The organism is Arthrobacter sp. BI5 (assembly GCF_056680065.1).
The window spans coordinates 1,034,537-1,042,890 of record NZ_CM155264.1 but is presented as its reverse complement, the minus strand read 5'-3'; the positions used below and the strand labels follow the sequence as shown (position 1 = coordinate 1,042,890).

7 protein-coding genes are annotated in these 8,354 nt (G+C 60.8%); 2 read left to right on the top strand and 5 right to left on the bottom strand.

All coding sequences use genetic code 11. From position 1 onward, the window contains the following. Nucleotides 1–93 precede the first annotated feature (93 nt). Together AC1MED_RS04915 and AC1MED_RS04910 are read left to right on the top strand one after the other, a co-directional pair. Entirely contained in the window at nt 94–735 is a 642-nt protein-coding gene (locus AC1MED_RS04915; RefSeq protein WP_479785760.1) for a DUF6308 family protein, read from the top strand. A 143-nt stretch (nt 736–878) separates the two neighbouring features. Beyond that, nucleotides 879–1,811, top strand: coding sequence for a restriction endonuclease (locus tag AC1MED_RS04910; protein WP_479785759.1), 933 nt, complete (start codon nt 879–881; stop codon nt 1,809–1,811). Between the two features lie 197 nt (nt 1,812–2,008). Here the strand turns inward: AC1MED_RS04910 and AC1MED_RS04905 are convergent, their stop codons facing one another. From AC1MED_RS04905 to AC1MED_RS04885, 5 genes are all read right to left on the bottom strand, one after another. Then, entirely contained in the window at nt 2,009–5,164 is a 3,156-nt protein-coding gene (locus AC1MED_RS04905) for a DEAD/DEAH box helicase (RefSeq protein WP_479785758.1), read from the bottom strand. A gap of 138 nt (nt 5,165–5,302) precedes the next feature. After that, entirely contained in the window at nt 5,303–5,797 is a 495-nt protein-coding gene (locus AC1MED_RS04900) for a hypothetical protein (RefSeq protein WP_479785757.1), read from the bottom strand. Nucleotides 5,798–6,344: 547 nt separating this feature from the next. Further along, a complete protein-coding gene (locus AC1MED_RS04895) occupies nt 6,345–7,145 on the bottom strand; it encodes a hypothetical protein (RefSeq protein ID WP_479785756.1) in 801 nt (266 codons plus the stop codon). Next, the gene (locus AC1MED_RS04890; protein ID WP_479786547.1) at nt 7,142–7,555 is read right to left on the bottom strand and encodes a hypothetical protein; all 414 of its coding nucleotides are present in this window, start codon (nt 7,553–7,555) and stop codon (nt 7,142–7,144) included. Before AC1MED_RS04890 ends, AC1MED_RS04895 begins: the two co-directional genes overlap by 4 nt. A gap of 252 nt (nt 7,556–7,807) precedes the next feature. Then, the gene (locus tag AC1MED_RS04885; protein ID WP_479785755.1) at nt 7,808–8,260 is read right to left on the bottom strand and encodes a hypothetical protein; all 453 of its coding nucleotides are present in this window, start codon (nt 8,258–8,260) and stop codon (nt 7,808–7,810) included. Nucleotides 8,261–8,354: the final 94 nt, after the last annotated feature.

Sequence of the window (8,354 nt, the reverse complement as noted above, 5' to 3'; positions counted from 1 at the left end):
GGTGCGGAAGCCGCGCTGCGACCCTCGCACCTGAGCGAAGGACACGATCGTCGTTGCCCATGTGTCCGCGAGCCTCGCACTAGTGTTTGGAGCATGACAAAATTGAAGGTTGGCGGGGCGAGTGTTGAGCTCGACGAGGCGAAGGCTTGGGCACGAACGTACTTGGTCGAGAGGCCTCTGACGTCCGCCTACCCGGCCTACGACGGCTACCCGGGCTCTTCAAGCAATTCGGTTGGGCCGCAGGACCTATTGGCCGTTGCTCTGCTCAACGTTTCAAACAACCCGCTTCCCGTCTACTACGGGCTCGAGGCGCTCATGGATCCGATGAACCAGCGGCTGGACGACCCGGCCCTAACAGGTGACTTGGCAACTGCTGACGATGACACCTTGGAAGCCATCGTCCGTCTCTTCGGGGTGTTGGAAGCCTCACCGACTAAGTACGTGAGGCTGACCACGCTGTCCAAGGTCCTGCACCGAAAGAGGCCGGAGTTGCTTCCATTGTTCGATGACAACATTCGCTACTGCTACAGCGAGTGTGAGGGTGCGCCGGTCAAGTACAAGGACGGCAGATCCAACGCAGGTTACCGGAGGGCTTGGCTGGAGGCTCTTCAGCAGGACCTCGCCACGCAGCTATCGTCGTGGGAAGAAATCGCGGCGATCGCGCCAGGGCCGAAGATCACACCCGTGCGGGCGCTAGACATCATCGGCTGGGAGCTGGGGAACCGGCGGAGCTAGTGAGCACTTGAAACTCAAGACGCCGCGCCTCGGCAATCTGGGAGTCAATGCTGAGTCAGTCATCAGCGGTCTCCGACGGGACCGTTCCAGACTCATCTGGACCGCCCCTTGCCGGATCAATATTCGAACGGAGCTATCTAGCCATGACGTTGCCCCAATGGCACGAGTTCATCCTTCCTATCCTGGACGTATTGGCGGATGGCAACGCCCGGACCATCAAGCAGATCCGTGATGGTGTCTTGAGCCGTGTACCGATGACCGAAGAGGAACTTGCCGAACTCATTCCCTCGGGCCAGGAGCGTTGGTACAACCGGATGAACTGGGCACTATCCCACTCCTTCAACGCCGGCATCCTGCTTCGACCTGCACGGGCGACCTACCAGACGACTGATGAGGGCAAGCGATTGGTCGAACGGGCACAGCCCGTTACGCCAAAGACCCTTGAAAGCTACCCGAAGTACAAGCAGTTCCTGGGACGTACCAGCCAGAAACCGGAAGCCAGCGGGCCGACCCTCTCGCCCGCGGCCACGGAAGAAGCGATCTCCAACGAGACGCCCACAGATATTCTCGACCGTGCCAGTCAGCAACTAAGTCGAAGTCTCGCCAACGATATCTATCAGCAATTGCTGGTTCTGGAACCCGCAACTTTTGAGCGTCTCATCAGACAGTTCATCGTCCAATTGGGGTACGGCGTGAACAAGATGGACGGCCTGGCAGCAAAGTTGCATTCTGCCGACAAAGGAATCGATGGCATAGTCTGGCAAGATGCGCTTGGCCTCGACAGAGTATATCTGCAGGCGAAGAGGTACGCGGAAGATAACAAAGTTCGGGGTCCGGAAGTTAGAGGCTTCAGCGGTGCACTCGATCAGCACCGCGCTACCAAGGGCATTTTTATTACTACTTCTTCGTTCACCCCGGATGCCCTTCAGGTGCCTCGCGAAGTTGTAAACAAGACGCTGCTCCTCATCGACGGACTACGCCTGTCCGAGCTGATGGTTCAGTACGACGTCGGAGTCCAAGTCGAGCGCAATATTGCCGTCAAAAAGGTTGACCAAGACTTCTTTGAGAATATCTAGGTCCTAAAAGTCACGAGGCGGTCGCCCGGATCTGGACGCAGCGTGGGCTCAACTCAGATTGACGTTCTCAACCTCGGCCGGAACCTCACAATGAGAAGCGATCACCATGGGGGCCGCCTTAGTCGCAAGCTCACTACGCAAAGGGCCCCTCCTGTGTTCTTGTCCGTGCCGGTACGGCGCCACATCCGCTGACGGTCCTACTGCGCCACCGCAGCGGCCGTGGCAAACACATCCGCCGGCATAGGCCGGTGCAGCTTCCAAGTGATCGCAATCGGCTTCTCCCCCGAGTGCTGCACGTAGTCCACCTGGCCAAGGCACGTGTACGGAACGGTCAGCCCGGTCTCGTCCTCTGACGTGTCGCGCGTGAAGATCAGGACCTTCGAGCCATGAGCAGACCGGTCCAGGTACCGCCTGCCCGTGGGGCTTCCGGGGGACGTAGCGTTCTGCGATTCCCAGTGGAACAACTCCGGGCTGACGGCGTAGTCCTTGTACATGGTGGTGGCCGAGTGCTTCTTGTCGTCCTTGTTGAGCGTGACAAAGAAGGCGTCCGTGGACGTCGCAGGGCACCAGGCCACACCTTCGCGGTGCTGCACGTTTTTGCCGAGTTCCAGCGACCCGTATTGCAGCGCCGCCAGGATCTCCTCGCGCCGGTAGGTCGCGTGCGAGAGCAGCGGAATGTGCTGCAGCCCCGCTCCGAGGCCCTTGGCGGCATGCCGGGACGCGGCCACGCCGAGCGTCACGATCTGGCGGATCTCGCTGCAGACAAACTGGTAGCTCCGCAGGTAGTCCAAGCCGGCGTCGTACGAGTCGAAACCGCCCCCATCGTCCCAGAGCGTGTAGAAGAGCATGCGGGCGAACGTCTGCTCACGCATGCCGAGCTCCGCGTAGCGGGGCGGGTCGGCGTCGACGAGCATGGAGTAGGCCTCGGCGCGTTCCGGATCATCCACGTGGATAAGCGCCGCCATCCGGCCGAGGAGCTTCTTCTCGTCGGCGTCGGAGAGCTGCCGAATCTTTCCGCTGAGCACCGTCTCCAACGGCGAGAACCCCTCGATCAGCCCGGCCTGGCGAAGGTAGCCGGTCCACGAATCCCTGGTGGAACGGTAGATCGACTTCACGTCGTTCCCGGACCGCTCGAGATAAGCCTCCAGCTCGATCTCCGCGTACGAAGCGATGTCCCGCACCAGCTGCGCCCGGTTGAACCGCAGCTGCGCCTTGATGTTGTCCAGCACCACCTTCTGCGCCACCCTGTCCAGCACGATCTGCGAGCCGGACGGCAGGTAGGGGAACTCGTCCTCGACAGCCTTTTCCAGTTCCTTGCGCCCGTAGCCGGTGAGCGCCCGGTAGCGCAGGTCGAAGCGGAATTCACGGTGCTGCTGGCCGATGAAGTCCATGACGGTCAGCACCGCCTTGCCCTCGGCGCGGCGCAGCCCACGTCCGAGTTGCTGGAGGAAGATCGTGGCGCTCTGCGTGGGCCGGAGCATCAGAATGGTGTCAACTTGCGGCAGGTCCAGGCCTTCGTTGAAGAGGTCGACGGCGAAGATGCAGTTGATCTCGCGTGCGGCGAGACGCTTCAGCGCTGCCGCACGGTCGGCGTCGTCGGTGCTGCCGTCGACGGCGACGGAGGCGATGCCGGCGCGGTTGAAGACCTCGGCCATGTAGTGGGCGTGCTGGACCGAGACGCAGAAGCCGATGGCCCGCATCTGCTCGGTGCTGGTGACCTTGTCGCGGACTTCGCGGATCACCTTGGCGGCGCGGGCGTCGTTGCCGGTGTAGAGGTTGTTCAGCTGCGCGGTGTCGTAGTTGCCGCGCTTCCACTCCAGCTGGCTGAGGTCGACGTCGTCCGATACGCCGAAGTAGTGGAACGGCACCAGCAGATCCGCGTCCAGGGCGTCCCAGAGGCGCAGTTCGCTCGCGGTGCGGCCATCGAAGAACTGCTTAGCGACGTCGACGCCGTCGCCGCGTTCCGGCGTTGCGGTCAGTCCGAGGAGCTGCTGCGGCTGCAGGTGTTCCAGCAGCCGGCGGTAGGTGGGCGCCATGGCGTGGTGGAATTCGTCGATGACCACGACGTCGAAGAAGTCGGGTTCCAGCTTGTCGATACCAAGGGCGGACAGCGACTGGACGGAGGCGAAGATGTGCTTCCAGTCCCGGGGTTTGTGTTCGCCGACGTAGAGTTCGCCGAAGGCGCCGTCCTGCATGACGTCGCGGTAGGTACGCATGGCCTGCTTGAGGATTTCCTGGCGGTGGGCGACAAAGAGTAGCTTGAGATCTTTGCCCGCGGCTTCGCGGAGCCGCCTGTAGTCTAGCGCCGCGATGACCGTCTTGCCGGTGCCGGTCGCGGCGACCAGGAGGTTGTGGTCGAATCCCTTGAACCGCTCGGCTTCGAGGTCCTCAAGCATCTCCTCCTGGTGCAGGAATGGCTGAAGCTCCAGGCCGGTCGCTGCGCCAGGGATGGCTGTACGCCGGCCGCCGTTGCGTTCCAGGGCGGCGTCCAGCTTCTCGCCGTCGCGGTCGGGGTCGTAGCTTTGGAAGGCGCGCTGCTCCCAATAGCTGTCGAAAGTGACTTCGAACTTTTGCAGCAGGGTGGGCGTGCCGACGGAGCTGAGCCGGACGTTCCATTCCAAGCCGTCCAACAGCGCGGCCTGGCTGAGGTTGGAGCTGCCGACGTAAGCGGTGTCGAAACCGGAGTTACGGCGGAACAGCCAGGCCTTGGCGTGCAGGCGGGTGGCCTGGGTTTCGTAATTGATCTTCACTTCGGCGCCGTAGCGGTGGACGAGTTCGTCGATGGCGCGGCGCTCGGTGGCGCCCATGTACGTCGTGGTGATGACCCTGAGCCTGGCCCCGCGCTCCTTGAGTTGCGCCAGGGCGGGTTCGAGAAGCCTGAGACCGGTCCAGCGGACGAAGGCGCAGAGCAGGTCCACGGTGTTGGCAGACTCGATCTCGGTCCTGAGTTCCGCGGCGAGGTTGGGGTCGTCCTTGCTATTGGTGAGCAGGGCGGAGTCGCTCAGTTTGGTGGTTGGGCGGCGCAGGTTGCGGCGTTTGAGTGTGTCCGGGCGGTGGAGGGACTGGAGCTGGGTGGGACCGGGGGCGATGCGGTCTCCGGTATTCAGTTCCTGGAGGAGCCTGTTCGCGAGAGCTACTCGGTCGGTTGGCTTGGCTGCGGAGAGGGCCCGCCGGACGGCGTCTGCTACGTGGCGGGAGAGGATGTCCGGGGAGTCTTCGTCTTCGATTTCTGTAAAGACTGGCTGAAGTCCTTGCGCCTTGCTCAGGTAGTCACCGAGGACATCCGTATTGAGCAGCTCGTACAAACCCTCGGGCAGCTGCTCCGCTGCCACTCCCCCAATGTAATAAGTCACAGCGCCAGGGTAATTCGTCCTACGTACAATGACGAACTGCAACAGTCCAAGGTCGCGACGTAGTATCCAAGTACTCTATGGAAGCTGCAGTGGTCAGCCTCGAAGTGCCCGTATACACCGACGGGCTTCTAACCTTGGTTATTTCACTGCCTCTATTCGCTCGACATTGAATGCCGGGACAGTGGTGTTCCCGCGGATCTGAGTCTCGTAACTGATAGAACCCAGCGACGTGGCCGTAATGCGAACCACGTCATCTGCTACGAATCCGTCAAGTGCGGGACAGTCTGCACTTCCATCCCCTCCGCGAAAAATTGCGTTCTCATCATAATCCCAGGAGCTTGCCATCTTCCTGTGGGCGATGTCGGCCCGGAAAATGCATTTTCCAGTGGCGGCGTCGAACTGTGTGATTCGGGCGTAGATGATAATGGTTTTGCCGGAATACTTGTCCGGGCTCTTGACCAGGAGCGCCAGGTCGCGCTCACTGAGTTGCTTTGCTGCGTCAACCTGCGCCTTCGCCACCGGCGAAGCGTTCTTACCATCAAGTCGTGATTGGGGCGACGACGAACCCAGACTCGCGATCACTGCGCATCCGGCGAAGAGGGTAACCAGAACGGCCAGCACGACTAGCCACACTGCTCGCCTCTTCTTCTTCGGCCGCGTTTTCCCACGGACATTCATCGGACTACCACCCGGACCCTGGCCGCCGGCAAATGGGGCAGGCTCATCAACCCAGAGTTGCCACCCTTCGGGTGGAGGTCCCCAGGCTGGATCAGGAACCCAACCAGGCCGCGGAGCCCACCCCGCTGGAGGTGAGGGCCAGTTCGGCGGGGGATTGAAGCGCTTGTTCATAGTGTTGCGTTCCTCGGTCGGTTCGATTTCGAATGTATCCTGCCCGCGTGAAGTCGCGGTTCGTGCTTCGGAGGGCCACGGCTACGACGTCACCGCCTAGTACGGCGGGGACCGCTGTTCGGCACCATGGAAGAGTTCGATTCCCTCCCCGAGCAGGCGCACGCGCTGGGCCTGCTCGCTCGACGTCGTCCCCAACCCCACCGAACCGCGGCAATACGATATACCCCCTGCCGGCCTCAGGGACGTCGAGTGCGGGCTTCGGTCCAGTGCGGCATAGCCGTTGCTTGCCATCAGCGGATCACGTCGTTGTCTCGTCGAGCTAACGGTTTTACTAAGCAAGAGAGTCGTTTTCATCCTCCGCTGCAGGAGCGACGACCAGACGGCTCGCATCCCGCCATATCTTCTCGTAGGCCTCTGAGATGAACTGTGAACCTAGTTGCTCCAAGCTGGTAATTACTCCCTGGCGATGCGCGATTGAATTCAAGCTGCTTCCCAGGACGTGCACCTTACCATCCAGCGGGATTACATATCTGTCATGCAAAGTCCCCTGCTCTGCATACCGGATCTCAAAATCAGACCTGGCTCGCATCACGATCCCAAACTGTCCACGAAGTTTCTTGATGTTCCGATCTCCCGTCAGCACCCTCCTCACCGAATCCATCTGGCCGAGGTCGATGGCAGATTCGGCGTTGAGGTAAGGATCAACAACCATGCATTGTCCAACTTGAGCAATCTTGTTCATAACCTGGGCGTAGGCGAACTGGCTACTTGGGTCTATGAGGACCTCGATAGCCGACTCTTCTTCAACTTCTGGGCTACTCGCTTCCGCAAGTACAGCACGTCCAAGCTGCGTCAGAGTGACCACATCATCGTTAACATTTACCCAGTGGAGCCGGGCAAAGAAACGATCGAAACGCTCGTCCCCCACCCAAGGCTCATCGTCCTCTCTGCTTATCTGAGCCGTCACGAGGACACCCCGGCCGGCCTGAACGCCATACATGTCGTTGAATTCGATTCGCTCAGGCTGGTCACCGTAGGCATTCAAAGCCTCAACAGAAAGCCGGCCTCCCCGCTTTTCAACTGCCGCAATATAAGAAAGCACCAGTCGAGAAATATCATCAATTATCTTCACCGTCTCAGGCTACCTGGCGGTGCACTCTTTTCGATCGGCAATGTGGACCGACAAGTTCCTCCCAGGGTTCCCCAGTTCGCTGAACCTCGGGGTCGCCACGCTGGAGCCGGGCACCCACTTGGCCCCGACGGCAAGATGACAAGCGCCGCCGCTACGCCGTCCATGACATCGAGGCGGGGCTCGACAGGTCGGAGTCGCCGGACCACCCCCAGAGGCAAGCGGCTGTCCGTGTGTCGGTGGAAAAACGTGCACAATCCTGCTTTTTTGATCCCGACGGCGGGCCACTTGCCCGCAGCCGCCGGGGGCCGGCGCCGTCCATCCAGCGCCCACCGCCCGATTTGCCGCATTAGGACAAGGTTCTCGGTGGTGCCCCAATGCTCGGTCCTCTTGCCGTCCACAACACGGATGATGTCCGTGCAGTCGAACTCGATGCTCTTGCCGGCTGCCGGGATGCGTACGATCTCACCGCGGGCGCCGGTCTACCTCACCGCCCCATCCGACACCGGCGGTCGCAGGCAGCTGACACCACGGACACCACGCTGCTCATTGCACGGCGCGTTCCATCACATGGCCTTGGCGCCTCGTCGGGCACTCAAACCGTTTCAGCGGAAATTATGGGCAACCTTCCGCTAAGTGCGCGGGTCAATAGTTCCGTTCAGGCGCTAGAAGCTGACACCAACGCCACCGCCCCGGAACTTTGCCTGATGCTCCAGGAACGGCGCCACCCACCACGAATCAACCTGGTGAAGGTGCACACGAACGGCCGGGACTTCATAGCTGACCATGCCAGACGGATAGACCTGCGCAGGGCACAGCGAGAGGACGTCCAACGTTTGGAGACTGTCGCCGGGCGACAACGTTTCCATCAGTTCCTTCGCCTGCTTCGCAGCGATAACTTCCTTCTCTTGACGAGGCGTCTTCCAACCTCCGACGTCTTTCACCATTTCTGAGGCGAATGCTTTGACATTAGCGCTAGCAAAATTGGACGTCGATGTTGGAATTCCTATGTACACGGTGGATCCGCAAACAACAACCACGCGCTGAAGGACAGCACCATTCTCCGCCGCCTGCACAACCGCTTGAAGGTGGGGGTCAACTTGTCCGAGTGTGTTCATGTCCGGACTCTACCAACTAGGTCATCTGTAAGACGCTAACCCGCACTATCAGCGACACGGATAAAGGGTCGATGTAGCAGTCACTATTGCTTAC

Bases quoted from the DNA above. Each gene is read 5' to 3' on its own strand.
- AC1MED_RS04915 (WP_479785760.1), top strand. From the start codon at position 94: ATGACAAAATTGAAGGTTGGCGGGGCGAGTGTTGAGCTCGACGAGGCG.
- AC1MED_RS04910 (WP_479785759.1), top strand. From the start codon at position 879: ATGACGTTGCCCCAATGGCACGAGTTCATCCTTCCTATCCTGGACGTA.
- AC1MED_RS04885 (WP_479785755.1), bottom strand. From the start codon at position 8,260: ATGAACACACTCGGACAAGTTGACCCCCACCTTCAAGCGGTTGTGCAG.